This is a genomic window from Novosphingobium sp. BL-S-19 (assembly GCF_055521675.1).
This window is the reverse complement of the sequence record NZ_CM145498.1, coordinates 2,982,468-3,004,209: the sequence shown is the minus strand read 5'-3', so window position 1 is coordinate 3,004,209 and position 21,742 is coordinate 2,982,468. Positions and strand designations below refer to the sequence as shown.

The window sequence follows — 21,742 nt, the reverse complement described above, 5'->3', positions numbered from 1 at the left end:
GCGATGAATTTCCAGCCTACCCAGACCGGCCCGACAACCGCTGGAGAGCCTTTGCGCCTCACCGTGCTGCAAGGCCAGTTCAAGGTCAGCGCCGGGCCGCGCGTGGAACTGAGCACTGTGCTCGGCTCCTGCGTTGCCAGTTGCCTTTACGATCCGGTGGCGGAGCTGGGGGGGATGAACCATTTCCTACTGTCCGAACCGCCCGCCAGACACGCGCGGGGCGAGGTGGACGTGCACTACGGCGTCTATCTGATGGAGATGCTGATCAATGAGATGCTGTCTTACGGCGCGCGCAAGGACCGGTTGCGCGCGCATCTTTACGGCGGCGCCAATATCCGCGCCGGAATGCAGCGGATCGGCACCGCCAACGCCGAATTCGCGCGCGGCTTTCTGGAGCGCGAGCGGATCGAGCTGGTGAAGCAGGATCTGGGCGGCGCCAGTGCCCGCCGCGTCGATTTCCGCCCCGCTTCGGGACTGGTGCGCTGCCGCACTGTCGCCGCGTCCGATGCGCCCGAGCCCATCACCCAACCTGCCGCCCCGCTCGCCGCCGCCCAACTGGCCCAGCGCGGCGAAGTCGAACTGTTCTGAAGGAATCGAGGCCCCTGATGTCCAAGACCACCCGTGTCCTCACCGTCGACGACAGCGCATCGATGCGCGCGCTGCTCAATCATGCGCTGTCCACCAACGGCTTCGATGTCGCGCAGGCGGACGATGGCATGTCCGCGCTGGAATGGCTTGCTGCCAACGAGGTGGATGTCGTCATTACCGACATCAACATGCCCCGGCTCGACGGGTTCGGCCTGATCGAGCAGGTGCGCGGTGGAACCCGCCATCGCGACCGGCCGATCCTTGTCCTCACCACCGAAAGTTCGGACGAGAAGAAGGCCCGCGCCCGCGCCGCCGGTGCCACCGGCTGGATCGTCAAGCCGTTCGATACCGACAAGCTGGTCGCGGCCGTGCGCCGCGTCGCCCACTGAAGGAACCCGGGACCATGCACCGCGAACTCATCACTTTCGAAGTCGCCGGCCAGATCTTCGCGCTGGATATCATGTCGATCCGCGAGATCCGGGCATGGACCCCGGTAACCCCGATGCCGCGCGTGCCGCATTACGTGGCGGGCGTGGTCAACTTGCGCGGCACCGTGCTGCCGGTGATCGACCTTGCGGCGCGGCTGGGCTGGACGCCGACCGAGGCGACGCCGCGCCACGCGATCATCGTCTGTCAGGTGGACGGTCATGCGGCGCACACGCAATCGCAGGGGCTGATCGTCGATTCGGTGTCGGACATCGTGGCGTTCAACTCAGAGGCCCTGCAGGCCCCGCCCAGCGCGGGCCGGGACGAAGTGATCCCGTTCCTGGAAGGGCTGGTGGCGATAGAGGATCGCATGGTCATGGTGCTGGATCTGCAATCGCTCAGCGCGTCGGACGCGCCGGTTCTGGCAGCGTGATCGGATGATCCACGATTCCAAATTCATGGCCCCGAAGTTCGTGGCGATGGCCGATGTGCTGGTGGAACTGGGCGCGGAGATAGAGGCGCTGGGCGAAGTGCTCTGCCGTGACGAGGACTTTGCCGCGCGCCATCTGCGGGAACTTCAGGCGATAGACCTGATCGCCCAGAAGCAGCGCGCGCTGGCGGCCATCGTCGCCGCAGGGTTCAGCGCGGCGGAGATGCGCCGGATCAATCTGGAAACGCTGCACCAGCGGTTCTGCGGCTTTCTGGACGATAGCGAAATGCCGTGCGAAGTGCCGCTGGACCCGCAGGAGCCTGACGACATGGACACGCTCGGCCTGTGGGAGTGAGCGTCTTGCGGGCGTGATCGGCCGGGGCTAACCCCCGCGCCATGTCCGATCTTCGCCGCACCGCACCCGCCGTCGCCCGCAACCGTGATCCCATCCTAGACGTGCTGCGCGATGTCCTGCCGGCATCGGGCAGGGTGCTGGAAGTCGCCAGCGGCACCGGCGAACACGCCGTCCACTTCGCGCGCGGGTTGCCGCATCTCGACTGGCAGCCCAGCGATCCGGATGCAGAGGCGCGCGCTTCGATCGAGGCGTGGCGGCAGGCGGAGAGCGTGCCGAACCTGCTCGCTCCGCTGGAGATCGATGCCGCCGCAGCGGAATGGCCGGTTTCGCACGCCGATGCCGTGGTCTGCATCAACATGATCCACATCAGCCCTTGGGCGGCGACCGAAGGGCTGATGGCGGCGGCGGGGCGGCTGTTGCCCGCCGGCGCACCACTGGTTCTCTACGGCCCTTATCACCGCGAAGGCCATGCAATCGAGCCGAGCAATGCCGCCTTCGACGAGGATCTGAAGCGTCGCAATCCGGCGTGGGGCCTGCGCCTGCTGGAAGACGTTGCGCGGGAGGCCGATGCGCGCGGGTTTGCTCTCGAACGCGTGATCGAGATGCCGGCGAACAACCTTACGGTCGTTTTCAGGAAGCGCTGAAGCTTCCCCGCACCTTGCGCGGCAGCACGGCCAGCTGGCTGGCTGCGCGGGCGACGAAGAACAGGGTGAAGGCGGTCCACAATCCGGCATTGCCAAGCGGGTGCAGCAGCCAGATCAGCGCGCCGTAGATCGCCATGGAGACGGCCATCGTCCCCAGCATCGCCCGCGTCCATCCCGCGCCGACGAAGACGCCGTCCAGCACGTAGGACGCATAGCCGGCGATGGGCAGCACCATGACCCACGGCACGAACTGCGCGGCGCGGGCGATCACGGCCGGGTCGGTGCTGAAGCGGGCGGCCAGAGCTTCCCCGCCGATAACGTAGCCCAGCGTCAGCACCAGCGCCGTCACCCCGCCCCAGAACAGCGCGGCGCGCACGGCGGCGTTGAAGCGCGATCGCTCGCCGGCGCCGAGGGCTTCTCCGCAGAGCACTTGCGCGGCGCTTTCGAACCCGTCGAGGATCAGCGTCGCCAGCATGAACAGCTGGAACAGGATGCCGTTGGCCGCCAGCGTCACCGGTCCGCCCTGCGCGCCGGTGCGGGCGAACAGCAGCAGCACTGCAGTCAGCAGCAGCGTGCGCAAAAACAAGTCGCGGTTCAGCGCGAACAGCGCGGCCAGATCGGCACGGCGCCACGTTACCCGGCGGCGCATCGCGGCAAAGGCGGCGCGCGCCGAAGGGCGGTTGAGCACGATGGCGGCAAGGACGAGGAACTTGAATGCCTCGCTCGTCAAAGTCGCCGTCGCCACGCCGGCAACGCCCCAGTGCACCACCAGCACCAGGAACAGGTCCAGCGCGATGTGGACGGCATTGGCGGCCACTTCCACCACCAGCACATGGCGCACCAGTCGCTGGCCGATCAGCCAGCCCACCAGCACGCAGTTGCCCAGCCACAGCGGCGCCGCCCAATAGCGGATGGCGATGTAATGCTGCGCGCTCTCCCGCACCGCCGCCTTGGCATCCAGCAGGTCGAGACCGAGCGGAATCGCCAGCGGCATCGCGGCGATCAGCAATGTGCCGATCCCCAGCGCCACCGCCATGGCGCGTGCCAGCGTGGCCGCCTGCGCCTGCGTGTCGCCGCGTCCGGCCCCTTGCGCGGTCAGCGCCACGGTGCTGGTGCGCAGGAAGTTGAAGACGTTGAGCAGCGCCATCATGAACTTGGCGCCCAGTTCCACTGCGCCTTGCGCCGGCGCGTCGCCCAGCCTGCCGATCGCCCACATGTCCGCCAGCCCGAACAGCGCGGTCGCCAGATTGGTCAGCATCGCGGGCAGGGCGATGGACCAGAGCAGGCGGGCCTGTGCGGTGTCGGGGCGGGAGAAGCGGAGCAAGTGGAACCTGTCGGGCGGAGTGGTCTCGTGCGCCTATCCGACCATGTGGCGCACGGCAATCATCCCGAACACCGCGCCGACGCCCGCCGCGAAACCGGGGGCAATGTCATTGGGGCCGGAAAGCGGCGCAGTGCAGCCGCCGATGGCGTAGAGGCCGGGGATCGGCCGAAGATCGCCGCGCAGCACTTGCGCATGGGCATCGACCAACACGCCGCCGCAAGAGCCCAGGCTGTCGGCACGTAGCGGAATCGCGAAGAATGGCGGCTGCGAAATGCGCCCCACGCAGGGATTGGGATAGTGGCGCGGATCGCCGTGATAGCGGTCGTAAGCCGAAGCGCCCTTGGCAAAGTCCGCGTCCTCTCCGTGGGTCGCCATGGCGTTCCAGTGCGTCACGGTGGCGTGGAGGCCGGCGGGATCGATCCCGCAAGCGCGGGCGAGGGCGTCCAGGGTGCCGGCCTTGTGGACGGTGCCGTCGTGCAACCGTTCACGCGGCAGGGAGCCGGCTCGAAACGGACCGAACCGGTAGAGCGCGCGGTGGCGGGCGTCGCAGATCGCCCAGACGGCGGGCGTGTCGCCGGCCGCTTCCTGCCGGGCGAGGCAGGCGCGCCCCACTTCCATCGGCGGAGCAGCCTCGTTGACGAAGCGATTGCCGCGCGCGTCCACCATCACCAGATGCGGCTTGGCCAGTGCCGGCAGCACGATCAGCGCTGGCGGGGTCCGGTCCGAGGCGAGGCGCACGAAGCGCCAGGCCTCATTCATCCAGGCAGTGCCGGCGCCAAGCCCGGTCATCGCCGAAACCGCGTCGCGCACGCCGTCGCCATCACAGCCCTGCGATGCGTTGGGTGCCACGCGGCCGCTGGCGACGATCACACCGTGGCGCGTCCGAACGCGGCGGTGCCAGCTTTCGCAATCGATCATCGCGCCGCTCACGCGGCCGCGCTCGCTTTCCAGACCCAACAGCGCGGTGCGGGTGCGGATTTCGGCGCCCAGTTCCAGCGCGGCCAGCAGCAAGCGCGCCTGCAGCGCCGCACCCGCCGTGAACAGTTCCTGCGCGCGCACTTTGCCCGCAAGCCGACGCCAGCGCAGCCGTGCCGCACCCAGTCGGCCTTCCCATGTCGTGCCGGTGCGGCCAAGGCGCGCCAGTTCGGATGCACGCGCCGGGATCGGTAGGCTCTGCGGCCGGATGCGCCGCCGCCAGGAGCCAAGCCTGTCCGAGTCGATCACCGAAGTTTCTACCGCGCGCCCATCCGCATGTCCGCCGGGCAGGGTGTCGTAATGGTCCGAATAGCCCTGGCAGCGGCGCAGCGGCACGCCGCGCGCATCGTAGAGCGCCACCAGCGGCGCCACGCCGTCGAGGAAGGCGGCGCGGCGTTCGGGGGTGGATGCGGGATCCCCCTCGGCTACGAAGTTGCCCAGGTAGTTGAGCGCCTCACCGCGCGAATCATGTACGCGATCGCGGCGCATCAGCGGGCTGTTGGGCAACCAGAGCATTCCGCTGGACAAGGAAGAGGGGCCGCCGATCGGCAGGTCCTGCTCGATCACCAGCGTTTCGAGACCGGCCATGCGCGCGGCAATTGCCGCGGTAAGTCCGCCGACTCCGCTGCCGACGATAAGGACGTCGCACTCGATATCCGGCATCTTGGCCAGTCCATCATCCCGGCGATTCGAACCCATGAATTCGGACGAATCACCTTGGGTCTTTTGCTTAAGCTTCAAGTTGATACGACTAATGCTGCAACTGCGCAAAAATCGCCGGGAAGATGGCCGAACGAATTGCGCCCCTGTCCTCATTTTCCGAGGGACAGGGGCGCGAATTCAAGATAATCAAATCATGCTGCACTTGCGAAGGTATCGGCGCGCCGGAGAGGTTTTTACTCTCCCCGACGCGCTCTCTCCCAACGCCGGCAAGGCCGAGAACGGCCCTTCGCCTTGCACCTTGAAACATTTTTCCGCTTTCGCAAAGTCCGAATTTGCATCGGTGAATAACAGTGGGGCGGACAAGGCCATGACTGTGGCATTGCTGCAGCATCCTGCGCGGGCGTGTGGACCGGCATTACGCAGCCTGTTCGCGCCGGAGGAATGAACGGGCGCTGCGTAGTCACCCAATTGGCTCCGTTTTCGGTCGGTTAACCAATGCGCCGGCACAGGCACCTCAAGGGTTCTTCTTGAGAGGACTGCGCATGGCGGGGCGCCGTGATCGCTCGGATTTGGATCGATCCCGTCTTTCCTGCGAATTGCGCCGATGCGATCCTGCCCATCCGCTTCAGACAGCTTCGCGCTCCAGACCAGGAAAGGCCGCTGATCGAAGACAGATGTTCCCATCAAAATGGATCGTGGAGAGGATCGCTTGAGCACTGCCGGTCAAGAACCGGCATCACCGCGCGCATCGCGGTCGAGAGCTGAAGCATCGATCATCCCGTTATTTCCGCCGGAGAGTCCTTCGTGGTCGCGTGGGTCTCGGTGGACCGCAGGGGGGAGGGCGTGCGCGTGAGGGGCAGCGCGGACTCGCCCCGGCGGCGCAAGTCGGCAAACGACTTGCGCCGCCGCCCCTCCTTTTCGCTCCAGTCGGAATTTGCGCGCCGAAATTTGGGCGCAACTCAGCACAAAAAAAGGGGGCGTGCTGAACGCTGCCCCCTTTCGTTTCAGACACTACGGCGGGCTGGCGCTTTACCAGACCAGCGGCACTTCTTCCGGCCCGATCACGCCGCCCGGGCGGTACTCGATCCGGGTGCCGGGCTTCAGTTCAAAGTTCGGAATGCGCTTCAACCATTCCTGCAGCGCGATCTTCACTTCCAGTCGGGCGAGGTGACCGCCCATGCAGCTGTGCACGCCCACGGTGAAGGCCAGGATGGTCTTGCGCGGACGGTCGAAGTCCACCGTCAGAGGATCGGGGAAGACGTCCGGATCGAAGTTGCAGGCGGGCAGGATGAAGGTGACGCGGTCGCCCTTCTTCATCTGCACGCCGCGCATTTCGTGGTCCTTGTCCAGCACCCGGCCGGAGAAAGTGACCGACCAGCGGCGCAGCAGTTCCTCGACGATCTTGTCGATGTCCTGCGGGCGATCGATGATCTCCTGCCGCTTTTCGGGGTTCTCCGCCAGCCAGGCCCAGATGTTGTTGAGTGTGGCGAACACGGTGTCCAACCCGGCGATGAACAGGAAGCAGACGAAGCCGAAGATCTCCTTTTCGGACATCGGCACGCCGCCCGGTTCGGCATGGGCGATCCGGCTAACGACGCCGTCGTCCGGATTGACCTGCTTTTCGGCGATGGCTTCCTTCAGGTAGGCAGTGATGTTGCGCATCGCCCCGCCCATGATCGCGCGGTCGTTCGAATGCAGCAGGTCCATCGCCCATGACACGAAGGTGTCGCGCATGTCCTGCGGCAGGCCCATGATGTCCAGGAACACGGCCACGGGCAGCGGACGGCCGAAATCCTCGGTAAATTCGCAAGTGCCGCCGGCGGCGACCTTGGCTTCGATCTCGTCGATCAGGGCGTTGGCGCGTTCGCGGATCAGCCCTTCCAGCTTGAGAACGCCTTGCGGGCTGAACACCGGATCGACGATGTTGCGATACTTGCGGTGGTGCGGCGGATCGATCTCAATCGGGATGAAGTAGAAATAGTCGTCCGGATCGCGGGGGAAGGGCGTGGCGCCTTCGTTCGAGAAGACTTCCGGATGGCGCAGGCCGAACAGGGCATCCTCATGCTTGGTGAGATGCCACATGTTGCCCATCGGGCTGACGTCGTAATAGATCGGCGGCTCTTTTTCGTGCAGCGCGGCCATGAAATCGTGGGGCGAGGCCAGGAATTCCGGCCCGAAAGTCAGGCCCACCTGGCGCACCAGATCGGCCGGCACGTGATCGGGAACCTGATCCATCCCGACATGGCGGGGGAAGCTGGGCGGAACGGGGTTGGCGGCGTCGATCGGCATCGTTTCTCTCCCGCTTAGAACTGGTGTTCGGGAAGGTGGACGACCAGCCCGTCGAGCGCGTCGGTCATCACCATCTGGCAGGACAGGCGGCTGGAAGGCTTCACTTCGTCCGCCGCGGATTCCAGCAGTTCTTCCTCGGCCTGCGACGCGGGGCCGCCCACCGTGTCGGTCCATTCCTCATCGACGTAGCAATGGCAGGTGGCGCAGGAGAGGCCGCCGCCGCATTCGCCGGTGATCCCGTCGATCCCGTTGTAGAGCGCGCCGCGCATGACGTTTTCGCCGGCTTCGACCTCCACCGTCGTCGCGTGGCCGGAATGGTCGACGTAAGTGACCTTGGGCATCTTGCTCTCCTGAAATCCTGTCTGCCGCGTTGCTTTGAGAACGCTGTTCTCGTTTTTCTAGCGCGAAGGGAGGTGGGGAGTCAATTGGGCGTCGATCTGCTCGCGCGGGGCGGGGCTGGACCATGCGGCGCGGAGGCGATAACCCTTTGGCGATGGCCACCTTGAACCCGAGCCTCGACCCGTCCGTGGTCTTCGACGATGTCGATGAGGATCGCACGCGCAGGCTGATCGCCGCCGCGCACGATCTGCTGGACGAGGCGGGGCTGGAAGGGCTGACCATCCGCGCCGTGCTGGCGCGCACGGGCCTTGCGCGGCGCGCGTTCTACGAACGATTTCAGGGCAAGGACGATCTGGTGCTGGCGGTGTTCGACGCCACCTTGCGCACGGCCGCGCATCAGTTCCGGGCGATGACCGCCGATGCCGTGGGCCCGGCCGAGGCGCTGGAGGGTGTGGTGCGCGGCATCGTGGTGGGGCAGGCGCAACTGGGGCAGATGCCCGTTGCCGGTGCACACTTGCGTAGCGCCGCGCTCAGCCGCGAACACTTGCGGCTGGCCCAGCAGCGTCCGGCCGAACTCAAGGCGGCGCTGGAGCCGCTGCTGGATCTGATTGCCGGCTATATCGCCAAGGGGATGGCGGCAGGCGTGTTCCGTCAGGCCGATCCGTCGCTGCAGGCGCGGCTGATCTACAACCTGGTTTCGACCACGGTGCACACGCTCTTGCTGGAAGAGGAAGGCCGCGCGCCCGACCGCGCCGAGCGAGAGGCATTGGCAGAGGCGATCTGGTCGTTCTGCCTGCGGGCGATCAGGGTCTAGAGGAGTTTTCGACCCGACTGCGTCGGATCGACTGCTCTAAGTTTTTGGTTTGTCGCATTTTCCGAGTCATCAGGTGATTCCACCTGATTAGAAAACGCTCTAGGCCAGCGCTGCATGCACGCTGAGCGGCGGGTTCAGACCGCCGCCGGTTCGCCGTCTTCGGTGGAGAAGAAGCGCTGGATCACGTCGCGTGCCAGTCGCGCCGGGCGCATGGTATCGGCATCGAGGCAGCACCAGCTGGACTTGACCTCTGCCAGGACTTCCTCGCCGCGACGGATCACGGTTTCATAGAACGCGCGCGCGCCCTGCACCTTTTCCAGAAGGACGGTGGCGATCACGTCATCCTCCAGAAAAGCGGGCTTGCGATAGGTGATCTCATGCTTGATCGCGACCCAGAGGTGCTGCGTGATCGCTTCCGAAGGCGCAATCGCTCGCCAGTGATCGAGCACGGCGGCCTGCACCCACTTCAGATAGCTGGCATTGTTGACATGACCCATAAAGTCGATGTCCTCGGGATCGATGCCGATCGGGAAGCGGTGGGGAATCGCGTAGTTCACGTATACGTCAATATCACTTGCGCGGATCGGTAGATAGCGCCTTTGATGGACCCTCCTGCGGATTTCTTACACCGGCTCGACCTGCTCCAGCAGTCGCTCGATATCCGCAGGCCGCGCAAGGTCGGTGCCGGCGCGCAGCACGGCGGCGGAGCCGGCGGCAAGGCCGATGCGGAACGCGGTGAGATCATCGTCCCCCCGGCACAAGGCGTGGACCATGGCCGCGACGAAGCTGTCGCCCGCGCCCACTGCGCTGGCGGCGTCGATCTTCAATGCGGGCAGGAATTTGGTGCCATCGGCGTGGGCCAGCAATGCGCCTTCGTGACCCATGGTGACGGCGACGAGGCGCGCCTTGCCGGCGTCCACGATCTCCATCGCCGCCTTGCCGAGTGCCTCATGTGTGTCGAGCGGACGGCCGGCATATTGCGCCAATTCGCCATGACTGGGCTTCACCAGCGTGAGCCCGCCCTCGGCGATGCCGGCCGCCAGCGCTTCGCCAGAGGTGTCCAGCACGATCTCGATCCCCTTGGGCCGCAGCAGGCGGATGACGCGGGCGTAGAAGTCGGTCGGGACGCCCGGCGGCAGCGATCCGCTCATCACCATCACGTCGCAATCGGCCTCGTCCAGAACCTCCAGCGCGTGGGTCCATTCCGCCTCGCTGACATGCGGGCCGGCGGGGGTAAAGCGGTATTCCTTACCGGTTTCGTGCTCCAGAATGTCGGCGGCGATGCGGGTGGGGCCCTCGATCTCGATCCGGGTGCGGACAAGCTGGTGCAGGTCTATCAACCCGTCCAGCGCCGGGCCGGTGGCACCGCCCGAGAGGTAGTAGCTGCGCGCATTGCCGCCCAGGCGCACGAAGACGCGCGCCACATTGATACCGCCGCCGCCGGGCGCATAGTGCTCGTTATCGGTGCGCATCTTGTGCGTGTGGCGGACCTTTCCGACATCGTACGACACGTCGATCGTCGGGTTCATGGTCAGCGTGGCGATGCTTTTCATCGAGGCGGGCTCCGTGGCGGGGGGAAGGGAGTGCCGGTGCTGGCGATGGCGCGCTTATCTATCGGAAATCATGCCCGTCATCGCAAAGATGCGTCAAGCGGCGTCAGGCGCGGGCCGGGCCGGGGCCAGAACGTGCGGCCGGGCTTCGTAGCGTGTCAGGCCGCGTCGCGGCTGCCGGTCTCGCGCGCTTCGAAGGTGATCGTGCCGGCCGGGCCGGGGCGGCCGAACAGGAAGCCTTGGCCCTGCGTGCAGCCTTCGGTGCGCAAGTATTCGCGCTCCATCTCGCGCTCGATCCCTTCGGCCACCACCGCCACGCCCAGACTGCGGCCCAGGCCGATCACGGCGCGGATCACCGCGCGCGAATTCGCCTCGCGCTGCAGGTTCAGGATGAACGACTTGTCGATCTTGATCTTGGTGAAGGGGTAATTGAGCAGATAGCTGAGCGAGGAATAGCCGGTGCCGAAATCGTCCAGCGAAATGCCGATGCCGAAGGCGCGCAAGTTGCGGATGATCGCGGCGGGGCGGGGCCCGCGTTCCATCAGTACCGCCTCGGTAATTTCCAGTTCCAGCCGTTCCGCCTGAAGGCCCGAGGCTGAAAGCGCGTTGATCACCGTGCTGAGCAGGTTGCCATTGCGGAACTGCAAGGGCGAGACGTTGACCGACAGGCGCACGTGCTGCGGCCATGTCATGGCTTCCCGGCAGGCGGAATTGAGCACGAAGCGGCCGACTTGGTCGATCAGCCCCAGTTCCTCCGCCAGCGGAATGAACACTTCGGGGGAGACCGGTCCGCGCTCACGATGATCCCAGCGCAGCAGCGCCTCGCAGCATTCGATCTCGCCGGTCTCCAGGTTGACCAGCGGCTGGTAGTGAACTTCCAGCCCGCCTTCCTGCACGGCCTTGCGCAAGTCCTTTTCCAGCCGGCTCTTGGCCTGTGCAGCCTCGTCCATGCGGGCTTCGAAGCCGCGGCACGAACCGCGACGCTCGCCCTTGGCGGCATATAGCGCCAGATCGGCGTAGCGCAGCAAGGTCTGCGGATCGGTGGTATCGTAAGGGGCGCTGGCAAAGCCGATGGTGGCGCCGATGTGCAGCATGTTGCCGTGGACGAAGAACGGCTCGCTCAGCGCGGTGATGATCGACTTGGACACCAGTTCCGCCTGCGTCTGACTGGAACGGCGGAAGATGATCGCGAATTCGTCCCCGCCGATGCGGCAGAGCAGGGCGCCGGGCGGGATCAGCTCGCGCATCCGCCGCGCCGCATCGGTCAGCAGCATGTCGCCGAAGTGGTGGCCGTAGGTGTCGTTCACCGCCTTGAAGTGGTCGAGGTCCACAAAGGCCAGCGTCACCGTGTCCGAGGGGGAGGCATGCTCCAGCACCTGGCTCAGGTATTCGCGGCAATGTGCGCGGTTGGCGAGGCCGGTCAACTCGTCATGCCGGGCCATGTGGGCCATGCGCTGCTCAATGCGGCGGCGCTCGGTCACGTCGACGATCGAGACGATCGTCACGGTCTCGTTCTCAAGCTGCGACAGCCGGGTGGAGACCATGGCCTCCACCGTGCCGCCATCGCGGCGGACGAGGCGCCAGCACGAATCGCCTTCGGGGCAATCGGTGGCCAGCATCCGCGCGGCAGTTTCCCGCTCGGGCGCGGAGAACAGGCGCACCGCTTCAATGCCGGCGATCTGGTCCCCGGCATAGCCGAACAGCCGGCAGGCGGCCTCGTTGGCGGAGCGGACGCGGCCTGTGGCATCGTCGTAGACCAGCATGGCCAGCGGGTTCTGTTCGAACAGCAGGCGGAAGGCTTCCTCGCGCTGCTTGATGTCGGTGATGTCCACGCGCACGCCGATGGTGCCGCCGCTGTCGGTCTTGCGTTCCTCGATCAGGATGCAGCGGCCGTCGGAAAGGCGCTGTTCGTGGCGGCAATCGGGCTGGCGTAGCTTGGCCACGCGTTCGGCCAGCCATTCCTCCTCGCGGCCGATCGCTTCGGGATAGTCGCCCCGCGCCACGCCGATGCGCAGGGTGTCGCCCAGCTTCGCGCCCCGCTTCAGCAGGTCGGCGGAGCGGCAGTAGATTTCCTCGTAGCGGCGATTCCACAGGATGTAGCGGTCATCTTCGTCGAGAATCACGATTCCCTGCGGCAACGCCTCTATCGCGTCGCGCAGCAGACGTTCGGCGCGGGAGGCGGCGGCAAGGGCAGCCTCCAGCGATTCGTGCGCGTCTGCGATCGCCGGTTCACCCGCCGTTTCGCTTACATCGCCTTTGAATTCGTCCCCAGGAATCAACATGGTGCCCCCAAGCTGGCAGCCGGGGATATAGGCAAGCCGTTAATTTTCTTGTCAATGCGGATGCGACGGGACGAGTGGCAGCGCCAGAGTATGATCCATTCTGGTTGCTGACCGGCTATCGCGGCGATCGGTGTTTTTCCGGTGGCCAATGAAAAAGCCCGCCGCACGCAAGGTGCGACGGGCGGCTTTCCTCCCCAGGAAAGGTCTTGAGTGGCCCCGCCTTGCCGGTTGGCAAAGGCGGGGTTTCGGTGCCGGTTGATCGTCCGGCACCATCATTCTTCGTGTTTCGTGTCGAGTTACCGCTCAACGCCGTCCGGCGCTACCGAGGCGGTGATAAAGGTTCGAGTACTGCGACGAGATCGGATCGTCCTCATGCGCACGCATGTAGAAGAGCACCGCTTCCTGCAGCAGCCTGAAGTCCTGATTCGAAAGTACCGCGCGGGCGCGGGCCGGTTCGGTGGTCATGGTGGTCATAGTACCTTCCTTTCCTTGCTTGGCGGTCCCGGACGATTCCCGGAGACCTTCGAAGTTCGTTTTCGTCGCCGCCTCAGGCAGCGAACTGATTCATCGTGTTGTGCGTGCCGCCCGCCTTCAGGGCCGCCTCGCCGGCGAAGTATTCCTTATGGTCGTCGCCGATGTCCGATCCGGCCATGTTCTGGTGCTTCACGCAGGCGATGCCTTGGCGGATTTCCTGACGCTGTACGCCCTTGACGTAGCCGAGCATGCCCGCCTCGCCGAAGTACTCCTTCGCCAGATTGTCGGTCGACAAGGCGGCGGTGTGATACGTCGGCAGGGTGATGAGGTGGTGGAAGATCCCCGCCTCGCGCGCCGCGTCCTTCTGGAAGGTGCGGATGCGTTCGTCGGCCTCATTGCCCAGCTCGGTGCCATCATAGTCCACGCTCATCAGCTTCGCCCGGTCATAGGCGCCGGTGTCGCGGCCTTCCGCTTCCCATGCATCGAAGACCTGCTGGCGGAAGTTCAGCGTCCAGTTGAAGCTGGGCGAGTTGTTGTAGACCAGCTTGGCATTCGGGATCACGTCGCGGATGCGGCTGACCATTCCGCCGATCTGGCCGATGTGCGGCTTTTCGGTTTCGATCCACAGCAGGTCCGCGCCGTTCTCCAGCGCATGGATGCAATCGAGCACGCAGCGATCCTCGCCGGTTCCACTGCGGAACTGGTAGAGGTTCGAGGGCAGCCGCTTCGGCCGCATCAGCTTGCCGTCGCGAGTGATGAGCACTTCACCATGCCCGACCTGACTTGACGCGATCTCGTCGCAATCGAGGAAGCTGTTGTACTGGTCGCCGATATCGCCCGGTTCGCGGGTGAAGGCGATCTGCTTGGTCAGTCCCGCGCCCAGCGAGTCGGTGCGCGCCACGATCAGGCCCTCGTCCACGCCCAGTTCCATGAAAGCGTAGCGGACCGCGCGGATCTTCGCGATGAAGTCCTCATGCGGAACGGTGACCTTGCCGTCCTGATGGCCGCACTGCTTCTCGTCAGAGACCTGATTCTCGATCTGGATGCAGCAGGCACCAGCCTCGATGAACTTCTTGGCGAGCAGGTAGGTCGCCTCGGCATTGCCGAAGCCCGCGTCGATATCGGCGACGATCGGCACGACGTGCGTCTCGTGGTTGTCGATTGCGTGTTCAAGGCGCTTGGCCTCGACTTCGTCACCGGCTTCGCGTGCCTTGTCCAGATCGCGGAACAGCATGCCCAGTTCGCGGGCATCGGCCTGGCGCAGGAAGGTGTAGAGTTCCTCCACCAGCGCGGGAACCGAGGTCTTCTCGTGCATCGACTGGTCGGGCAGGGGGCCGAACTCGCTGCGCAGCGCCGCGACCATCCAGCCCGAAAGGTAGAGGTAGCGGCCCTTGGTCGTGCCGAAATGCTTCTTGATGGAGATCATCTTCTGCTGGCCGATGAAGCCGTGCCAGCAGCCCAGCGACTGGGTGTAGTTGGCAGGGTCGCGATCATAAGCCGCCATATCCTCACGCATGATGCGCGCGGTGTAGCGGGCGATGTCGAGGCCGGTGCGGAAGCGGTTCTGCAGGCGCATGCGCGCGACCGATTCCGGTTCGATGCCGTTCCAGTTGGGCTCGGTGCCGATGGTCTGGCCGGCTTCGGTGATCTTGCTCTGGTAGGTCACTGCCAAAAGTCCCCGTCTTGAAAAATGGGCGCCGAAAAATGTGTTTGGGCGATGACCTTGAGCTAGGCCCCATTTTTGCGGCGCGGAACGGCCTGCGAAGTCCGGTTGTCAAACTTTACAGATATTCCTTGTAAAGATGTACAGGCATGACAAAGTGCTGAGCCATGGCGGAATCGAGACCTCTCTACCTTGGCCCCAGGCTGCGCCGCCTGCGCCGCGAACTGGGCCTGACGCAGCAGGCGATGGCGGACGATCTGGAGATCTCGCCCAGCTATGTCGCGCTGCTGGAACGCAACCAGCGCCCGGTCACGGCGGACATGCTGCTGCGCCTTGCACGGACCTATCGGCTGGACATTGCCGATATCGCCGGGGACGATGGCGAGGACTATGCCCGCCGCGTGGGGGATGTGCTGCGCGATCCGTTGTTCGCCGATATCGATTTGCCCTCGCTGGAAGTGGCCGATCTGGCGATGAGCTTTCCGGGCATTTCGGAAGCGCTGCTGCGGCTTCACGGCGCTTACACCCGCGAGAGTCAGGCTCTGGCCGAGCAGCGCGCTTCCGGGCCGGGCGCGGAAGAGAACGAGCCGGTGCGTGAGGCGCAGCGGTTCCTCGGCCAATCGCGCAACTACTTCCACGCCATCGACGTGCGGGCGGAGGAACTCGCCGGCGAAATCGAGCAGGCCGGCGGCGCCACCGCATGGTTGGCCGCCAAGGGCGTGCGGGTGCGCTTCCTGCCGCCCGACGTCATGGTCGACTCACTGCGGCGGTTCGACCGGCACAACCAGCAACTGCTGATCGACGATACGCTCGGCCCCTCAAGCCGGGCTTTCCAGATCGCCACCCACATCGCCCATACCGCGATGCGCAGTGATATCGTGGCGGTCGTGCGCGCCGCCGCCTTTGTGCAAACCACCACGGCGACGCTCGTGCGCCGGGCGCTGGCGGGCTACGCGGCGGCGGCGATCCTGATGCCCTATGCCAGGTTCGCGCGCGCGGCCGAGGCGCGGCGCTACGATATCGAGGCGCTCTGCGGGCTGTTCGGCACCAGTTTCGAGCAAGTCGCGCACCGGCTCACCACGCTGCACCGTCCGGGGGAGGAGCGGGTGCCGTTCTTCTTCCTGCGCGTGGATGAGGCGGGGAATGTGTCCAAGCGGTTGGACGGCGCGGGCTTCCCCTTTGCGGCACATGGTGGCGGCTGCCCCTTATGGTCGGTGCATCAGGTGTTCCGCTGGCCGGGCGTAGTGCGCACCCAGTGGCTGGAACTGCCGGACGGGCAGCGCTTCTTCTCGATCGCCCGCACCGTCACCTCGGGCGAGGGGCGGCATGGGCGGATGAAAGTCACCCGCGCCGTGGCGCTCGCCTGCGCCGCGGAAGAGGCGGGAAAGCTGGTCTATGGCGGTGAAGCTGAGGCCAGAGCGACGCCTATCGGCGTGACCTGCCGCCTCTGCCAGCGCGCGGATTGCGCGGCCCGATCGGTGCCGCCGATCGGGCGTGACGTGCTGGCCGACGACTATCGCCGTGCGGCGCAGCCTTATACCTTCTCTGAAAGCTAATATTCTCCATTGCGAATATAAATTCTCTAATGTGACGATTCCGCCGTGGCGATGGCGCGGTGCAAATGCTTGCGATGGCAGCCGTCGCGACGCAGGATCGCGTCCTGGAGCGGGCGAGAGGATGAGTGCATTGAGCAGCGAAAGCACGCCTGGCGCGGCCCGGACCTTTCCCGAACTGATCCGCTCCGCCGCCGCTGCTTATGGCGATGCCGTGGCGATCACGCTGGAGACCGAAACCGGCAGCGAAAGCGCCAGTTTCTCCGATCTTGACCGCCAATCCGCAGACCTCGCGCGCGGACTGCTGGCGCGTGGTGTGGGGAAGGGCGCGCGCGTCGGGTTCATCTTCGGCAACGGTCCGGGCTTTGCCTTGGCGCTGGCCGCGATCGCCCGCATCGGCGCGGTCGCGGTGCCGATCAGCACGATGATCCGCGCCAACGAACTGGTCCGCGTGCTGCGCCAGAGCGACGTGCAGGGGCTGATCGTCCAGCGGACCATGCTGGGCAAGGACCTCGTGGCCCGCCTTACCGAGGCGCTGCCGGAACTCGCCGGGCAGACTTGCGGTGCGCTGCGCCTGCCGCGTGTGCCGTACTTGCGCTGGATTGTCTCCAGCGGCGCGGACTTGCCCGCCGCCGTGGCGCCGATGGCGTGGCTTACCAATGTCGATGTGGGCGAAGAGGTGCTGCGAGAGGTCGAGTCCGAAGTTCATCCGACCGACCAGATGATCGAGATCTACACCTCCGGCTCGATGGCGCTGCCCAAGGGCGTGCGCCATCTCCACGGCGCGGTTCTGGCGCGCAGCCATTGGTTGGTCGAGATGCTCGGCGTGAAACAGGGCGAAGAGCGTCCCGCGCAATTGCCGATGTTTTGGGTGGGCGGGCTGATGCTCTCGCTGCTGCCGGATTGGGAGCAGGGCGCGGTTACCGTCTGCTCCGAACGGACGCTCAGCAACAGCCGCTTCGCCATGGGCTCGGTACTGGCCGAGGAAGACCTTGAACGCATCAAGGGCCCGCAACCCTGGTGGGGGCTAGGCATGAGCGAGACGCTGGGCCCTTACGGTTGGGGCGACGAGTTCCGCGTCCCCGGCCGCCCGGTCTGTGCGCCGATGGACCACTTTGCCCCAGGTTATGAGGTGCGTATCGCGGACGAGGACGGCCGCCCGGTCGCCAACGGCGAAGTGGGTGAAATGCAGGTGCGCGGCCCCGCCGTCGCGCCGGCGCTCCACAAGATCGACCGGGCGGAGCATTACACGCCGGACGGCTACTTGCGCACTGGCGACCTCTGCCTTGTCGAGGATCGCGCCGATGGCCGCCGCATCCATTTCGTCGGCCGGGGCGGGGACATGATCAAGGTGTCTGGATCGAACGTCTCGCCCGCCGAGGTGGAGATGGAATTGCAGGCGCTGGACGGCGTGCACAGCGCTTATGTCGTCGGCCTGCCGGATCGCGAGCGGGGTGCGCTGCTGGTGGCGGCGCTGGTTCCGCGCGACGGGGCGGTGCTCGATCTGCCTGGCATCGAGGCGCGGATGAAGGCCAGCCTATCGTCCTACAAAGTGCCGCGCGCGTGGGTGGAGCTTACCCGCGATGAGGTGCCGCTGTTGCATTCCAACAAGGTCGCCCGCCGCGAAATCGCGCGGATCGTGGCGGAGCGCCTAAAGGAAACCGCGGTCGGCGGCTAGAGCGTCCGACGATTGAACCCGAACGTCGCACACCAAACCTCGTCGTCCCCGCGAAGGCGGGGACCCCGCTTTTCTTGGCGGGCGCGGCGAGAAGGAAGGGGGGCCCCCGCCTTCGCGGGGGCGACGAAGGGGTTTTGCGAGCCGTGCATGTGGGGCCGCCACCTCTGTGCCCCCATTGACGAACCTCTCCACGCCCCATAACCCGACAGGTAATTCGAAATAGCGAAAGCACCCATGTCGCGTTCTTCCCCCGGCGTCGCCCGCATGGCCGCCATTCTCAATTTCATCGCCGATCATCCGGGGCAGTCCTTCGCGCTTACCGATCTGGTGCGCGCGCTGAAGCTCAGCCGGGCAACGTGCCATGCGCTGCTGACCGGGCTGGTCGACGTGGGCTATCTCTACCGCACCAGCGACAAGACTTATGTGCTGGGCCCGGTGCTGGCGGCGATCGGGCGTACGGCGGCGGAGCACTTCTCACCCTTGCAGGTCGCGCAGCCGGAAATGCGCAAGCTGGCGGACGATTTCGACGTGGTCTGCGGTGCCTATTTCCTGGAAGGCGACATGATCCACCTGCGCGAGCGTGCTGCGTCGGCCAGCCACGTCGGCTATCCGGTGCCGCTGGGCACGCGCATGCCGCTGCGCTGGGTGCAGGCAACCTCGTTCTTCGCGCGCACGCCGCGAGAGGCCGATGCGGTGCAGGCCCGCACCAATCCCGCGCCCACGGCCGAGCAACTGGAACAGCTTCACGGCGGCATGGCTTTCGTGCGTGAACATGGCTTCATCGCCCTGTCGCGCCGTGCCGGAACCGTGCCCGATGACGGTATCACCACGATCAACGGCATGCAGGACCCGCCGGTCGTGCCCGAAATCAGGCTGGACGACGCGCGGACTTATTCGCTGATGGGAATCATGGCGCCGATCTACGACGCGCGTGACCGCGTCTCCATCTCGTTGGTGCTGGGCGGCTTCAACGATGCCATGACCGGCGCCGAAGTGCGCAGGGCGGGCGAGGCGCTGGCCGAAGCTTGCGCCCGCATCTCCCGCTTTCTGATCGGCCAGCCCGAAGACTTCTGACCGCCGCCGCCCCGGCGGTTCCCGCACCCTCAAAGCCGGCTTCGCTTGACCATCCTCGCTTGTCGACTTATCAAATAGTCGAAAATAAATTCGCGATTTAGAATTGCGAGGCAAGCGGGAGAGTGCTGGATGTCGGACGTGATCGTCGCGCCGGAAACCCGGGACCTTGACGAACTGGCGGGCGCGCTGGCGCAGTGGCTGGCGGCGCGGATGCCGCAGGCAAGCGCGGTGCGGATTACCGATCTCGCCTATCCGCGCGGCGCCGGGCAAAGCCATGAGACGGTGCTGTTCGAAGCGCACTGGCGCGAGCAGGGCGAAGAACGCCAACGGGGCTGCGTGGTGCGGATCAAACCGGGCGGCTTCACGGTCTTCCCCGACGATCTGTTCGTGCAGCAATACCGGGTGATGAAGGCGCTGGCCGAAAGCGGAGAGGTGCGTGTCGCCCGCCCGCTGTGGTTCGAGGAAGATCCGGCGCTGCTGGGCAATCCCTTCTTCGTGATGGAGCGCAAGACCGGCCGCGTGCCGGTGTCGATCCCGCCCTATGCGCGCGAAGGCTGGCTGAGGGACGCCGCGCCCGCGCAGCGCCGCGTGCTCTGGCGCCATGCGGTGGAGCAACTGGCGGCGGTGCAGCGCGTGCCGCTGGACGGGTTCGATTTCCTTGCTGGGCCGAACGGAGAGCGGGGGCTGGCGCAGGAATGGGACAAGTACACGCGCTTCGCCCGCTGGCTTCAGCAGGTCGAGCCGCTTCCGATACTCGACGCGGCGCTGGAACGGCTGCGCGGACTTTGGCCGGAGAACCAGCCTGAGGGGCTGGTCTGGGGTGATGCGCGGATCGGCAACATGATGTTCGATGCGAACTTCGATGTCGTCGCGGTGATGGACTGGGAGCAGCCCTCGCTCGGCGGCGCGCTGCACGATCTGGCGTGGTTTTGCGTGATTGCGGATACCATGCACGGGCCGGGCTCGACCTATGGCGCGCCGCTGGAAGGCATGGGCAGCCGCGAAGAAACGGTGGGCTTGTGGGAAGACCTGACCGGCAAATCCGCCGCCGTCCTTGAATGGTACGAGGATTTTGCGAAGTTCAAGATGACCTGCACCGGCATCCGCCTTGGCCACTTGCGCGGTGCACCGATGATGGATGAGGCGTCGATGGCGAGACGGTTGAAGGTGGGGTGAGGGCTAGGGGGCGCGGGATCCTTCGACAAGCTCAGGATGAGCGGGGTTGGGTTTTGCGGGCCGTACCTTCCCTCCGCACCGTCATCCCCGCGTAGGCGGGGATCCCGCTTTTCTTGCGCGCGGGGGAAGAAGGCAGCGGGGCCCCCGCCTTCGCGGGGGCGACGAAGTGTATTGGGCTATCGTTTATCCGCCTCGTTGACCGTATTTACGCCGCCTACGACAACCCCAGCAGTCGCCGGCAATTGTCGTGAATGATCGCCCGCACATCGGCTTCCGGCACGCCCGCGAAATCGCGCAGGATCACATCGCGCGAATGCGGGAAGGTCGTTTCCGAATGCGGATAGTCCGATGACCACATGATGTTGCGGCCGCCCGGTTGGTCGCGGTTCAAAATGCCTGCGCGGTCCTGGATGAAGGAGCCGTAGACGTTGCGGTCCATGTAGTAGCTGGGCGGGTTCTTCAGCGGCGATTCCGTCCAGTAGCGCTGCTTTTCCCAGGTGCGGTCGTTGTATTCGGCGAACCACGTGAACCAGCCCACGCCCGATTCCATCGATCCGATCTTCAGGTCAGGAAAACGGTCGAACACGCCGTTGTAGATGAGGATGCCGATCGGCTCCGCCATCGCTAGCTTGCTCATCGGCATGTCGGCCAGGAAGTATTCCTTCTGCCCGAAGCGCGGCACGCGGGCGCCGAGGTGGAAGGTCACCACGATCCCGGCGTCCACCACCGTCTTCCAGAGCGCATCGAAGGCGGGGTTCGAATATTGCAGCGCGCCCTTGGGATCGCCGGTCAGCGCGGAGACTTGCCCGTCCTTCAGGGCTTGCACGCCCGAAGTGGTCTTCCACGCCTCCGGATTCTGGGGGAAGGCGGGCAGGTTGATCGCGCGAAAGCCCTTGGAAGCGAGGCGGCGGACATGGGCGCACGTCTCCTCGATATCGCGCATCGGCACGTAGCCGACCGGGAAGAGCCGATCCGGCGCCGCCGCGCAGAAGTCCAGCACCCAGTTTTGATAGGCTTCGTAGCTGGCGACGTAGAGTTCGTTGTCGAACGATCCCAGCGGCCCGCCGCCGAACAGCAGCGCGGCGTCCATGCCGTCCGCATCCATGTCGGCCAGGCGCGTCGCGGGTTCCCACACCTTGCGCTGGTCGGCAAGGCGGCCCTTCATCTTGAAGTTCTTTCCCTCTCGCCCCGCCTGATTGTTGATCATCATGAAGGGGCGGCGATTGCCTTCGAAGCAGATGTAATCGCCGTCTTCCGCATGCTCGATATAGGGCGCGCGGTCTTTCAGGTGCGCGGGCAGGTAGTCCTTCCACATGTCATGCGGCGGATCGATGTGCGCGTCCGCATCGAAGATCGGACCGTAGGCCCATTCGGTTGCGGCGCCTGCGCGGATGGCCGGATCAGCCTCGCTCATCTCCCATTCCTCTCGATCTATTATTCGCTAT

General features: G+C 65.7%; 21 protein-coding genes. 11 read left to right on the top strand and 10 right to left on the bottom strand.

From position 1 onward, the window contains the following. Positions 1–3: 3 nt before the first annotated feature. Genes ACZ1JV_RS22420 through ACZ1JV_RS22400 form a run of 5 tightly spaced genes read left to right on the top strand, consistent with a single transcriptional unit; the run spans position 4 to position 2,443 of the window. Positions 4–588 (top strand): chemotaxis protein CheD, encoded by a 585-nt coding sequence (locus tag ACZ1JV_RS22420; RefSeq protein ID WP_465150587.1) that lies wholly within the window; start codon positions 4–6, stop codon positions 586–588. Between the two features lie 17 nt (positions 589–605). Further along, positions 606–977, top strand: coding sequence for a response regulator (locus tag ACZ1JV_RS22415; RefSeq protein ID WP_132386747.1), 372 nt, complete (start codon positions 606–608; stop codon positions 975–977). A gap of 14 nt (positions 978–991) precedes the next feature. Continuing rightward, the gene (locus tag ACZ1JV_RS22410; protein WP_465135880.1) at positions 992–1,447 is read left to right on the top strand and encodes a chemotaxis protein CheW; all 456 of its coding nucleotides are present in this window, start codon (positions 992–994) and stop codon (positions 1,445–1,447) included. A gap of 4 nt (positions 1,448–1,451) precedes the next feature. Beyond that, positions 1,452–1,799 (top strand): hypothetical protein, encoded by a 348-nt coding sequence (locus tag ACZ1JV_RS22405; RefSeq protein WP_465150586.1) that lies wholly within the window; start codon positions 1,452–1,454, stop codon positions 1,797–1,799. 41 nt (positions 1,800–1,840) lie between these two features. After that, positions 1,841–2,443, top strand: a complete 603-nt coding sequence (locus ACZ1JV_RS22400; RefSeq protein WP_465150585.1) for a DUF938 domain-containing protein — start codon at positions 1,841–1,843, stop codon at positions 2,441–2,443. On the opposite strand, the gene ACZ1JV_RS22395 is transcribed toward ACZ1JV_RS22400, so the two are convergent. Beyond that, positions 2,430–3,767: an MATE family efflux transporter gene (locus tag ACZ1JV_RS22395; protein WP_465150584.1), complete on the bottom strand. Its 1,338-nt coding sequence runs from the start codon at positions 3,765–3,767 to the stop codon at positions 2,430–2,432. The two genes, ACZ1JV_RS22400 and ACZ1JV_RS22395, sit on opposite strands and share 14 nt — an antisense overlap. Before the next feature lie 33 nt (positions 3,768–3,800). Then, positions 3,801–5,441, bottom strand: coding sequence for an FAD-dependent oxidoreductase (locus tag ACZ1JV_RS22390; protein ID WP_465150583.1), 1,641 nt, complete (start codon positions 5,439–5,441; stop codon positions 3,801–3,803). Here ACZ1JV_RS22390 and ACZ1JV_RS22385 point away from each other — a divergent pair. Continuing rightward, on the top strand, positions 5,440–5,850 hold the full coding sequence (locus ACZ1JV_RS22385; protein ID WP_465150582.1) for a hypothetical protein: 411 nt from the start codon (positions 5,440–5,442) through the stop codon (positions 5,848–5,850). The genes ACZ1JV_RS22390 and ACZ1JV_RS22385 overlap by 2 nt on opposite strands. A gap of 584 nt (positions 5,851–6,434) precedes the next feature. Here the strand turns inward: ACZ1JV_RS22385 and ACZ1JV_RS22380 are convergent. After that, on the bottom strand, positions 6,435–7,694 hold the full coding sequence (locus ACZ1JV_RS22380) for a cytochrome P450 (protein WP_465150581.1): 1,260 nt from the start codon (positions 7,692–7,694) through the stop codon (positions 6,435–6,437). A 14-nt stretch (positions 7,695–7,708) separates the two neighbouring features. Further along, on the bottom strand, positions 7,709–8,035 hold the full coding sequence (locus tag ACZ1JV_RS22375; protein ID WP_465135874.1) for a 2Fe-2S iron-sulfur cluster-binding protein: 327 nt from the start codon (positions 8,033–8,035) through the stop codon (positions 7,709–7,711). Positions 8,036–8,187: 152 nt separating this feature from the next. Here ACZ1JV_RS22375 and ACZ1JV_RS22370 point away from each other — a divergent pair, with 152 nt between their 5' ends. Next, positions 8,188–8,847 (top strand): TetR/AcrR family transcriptional regulator, encoded by a 660-nt coding sequence (locus ACZ1JV_RS22370; RefSeq protein WP_465150580.1) that lies wholly within the window; start codon positions 8,188–8,190, stop codon positions 8,845–8,847. 134 nt (positions 8,848–8,981) lie between these two features. Here the strand turns inward: ACZ1JV_RS22370 and ACZ1JV_RS22365 are convergent, their stop codons facing one another. The 5 genes from ACZ1JV_RS22365 to ACZ1JV_RS22345 form a co-directional block, all read right to left on the bottom strand. Continuing rightward, the gene (locus ACZ1JV_RS22365; protein ID WP_465135872.1) at positions 8,982–9,404 is read right to left on the bottom strand and encodes an acyl-CoA thioesterase; all 423 of its coding nucleotides are present in this window, start codon (positions 9,402–9,404) and stop codon (positions 8,982–8,984) included. A 66-nt stretch (positions 9,405–9,470) separates the two neighbouring features. Beyond that, positions 9,471–10,400, bottom strand: coding sequence for a 1-phosphofructokinase family hexose kinase (locus ACZ1JV_RS22360; protein WP_465150579.1), 930 nt, complete (start codon positions 10,398–10,400; stop codon positions 9,471–9,473). Positions 10,401–10,555: 155 nt separating this feature from the next. Next, positions 10,556–12,679 (bottom strand): putative bifunctional diguanylate cyclase/phosphodiesterase, encoded by a 2,124-nt coding sequence (locus ACZ1JV_RS22355; RefSeq protein ID WP_465150578.1) that lies wholly within the window; start codon positions 12,677–12,679, stop codon positions 10,556–10,558. A gap of 303 nt (positions 12,680–12,982) precedes the next feature. Further along, on the bottom strand, positions 12,983–13,153 hold the full coding sequence (locus ACZ1JV_RS22350) for a hypothetical protein (RefSeq protein ID WP_465150577.1): 171 nt from the start codon (positions 13,151–13,153) through the stop codon (positions 12,983–12,985). A gap of 73 nt (positions 13,154–13,226) precedes the next feature. Beyond that, positions 13,227–14,819 carry an isocitrate lyase gene (locus ACZ1JV_RS22345; RefSeq protein WP_465150576.1) on the bottom strand — a complete coding sequence of 531 codons (1,593 nt, stop codon included), beginning with the start codon at positions 14,817–14,819 and terminating at the stop codon, positions 13,227–13,229. A 164-nt stretch (positions 14,820–14,983) separates the two neighbouring features. On the opposite strand from ACZ1JV_RS22345, the gene ACZ1JV_RS22340 reads away from it, so the two are divergent. The 4 genes from ACZ1JV_RS22340 (at position 14,984) to ACZ1JV_RS22325 (ending at position 20,297) form a co-directional block, all read left to right on the top strand. Continuing rightward, positions 14,984–16,372, top strand: coding sequence for a helix-turn-helix domain-containing protein (locus ACZ1JV_RS22340; RefSeq protein ID WP_465150575.1), 1,389 nt, complete (start codon positions 14,984–14,986; stop codon positions 16,370–16,372). A 130-nt stretch (positions 16,373–16,502) separates the two neighbouring features. Next, a complete protein-coding gene (locus ACZ1JV_RS22335) occupies positions 16,503–18,047 on the top strand; it encodes a class I adenylate-forming enzyme family protein (RefSeq protein WP_465150574.1) in 1,545 nt (514 codons plus the stop codon). Between the two features lie 234 nt (positions 18,048–18,281). Continuing rightward, on the top strand, positions 18,282–19,121 hold the full coding sequence (locus ACZ1JV_RS22330) for an IclR family transcriptional regulator (RefSeq protein WP_465150573.1): 840 nt from the start codon (positions 18,282–18,284) through the stop codon (positions 19,119–19,121). Positions 19,122–19,250: 129 nt separating this feature from the next. After that, positions 19,251–20,297, top strand: a complete 1,047-nt coding sequence (locus tag ACZ1JV_RS22325) for a phosphotransferase family protein (protein WP_465150572.1) — start codon at positions 19,251–19,253, stop codon at positions 20,295–20,297. 214 nt (positions 20,298–20,511) lie between these two features. On the opposite strand, the gene ACZ1JV_RS22320 is transcribed toward ACZ1JV_RS22325, so the two are convergent. After that, entirely contained in the window at positions 20,512–21,711 is a 1,200-nt protein-coding gene (locus ACZ1JV_RS22320) for an amidohydrolase family protein (RefSeq protein WP_465150571.1), read from the bottom strand. Positions 21,712–21,742: the final 31 nt, after the last annotated feature.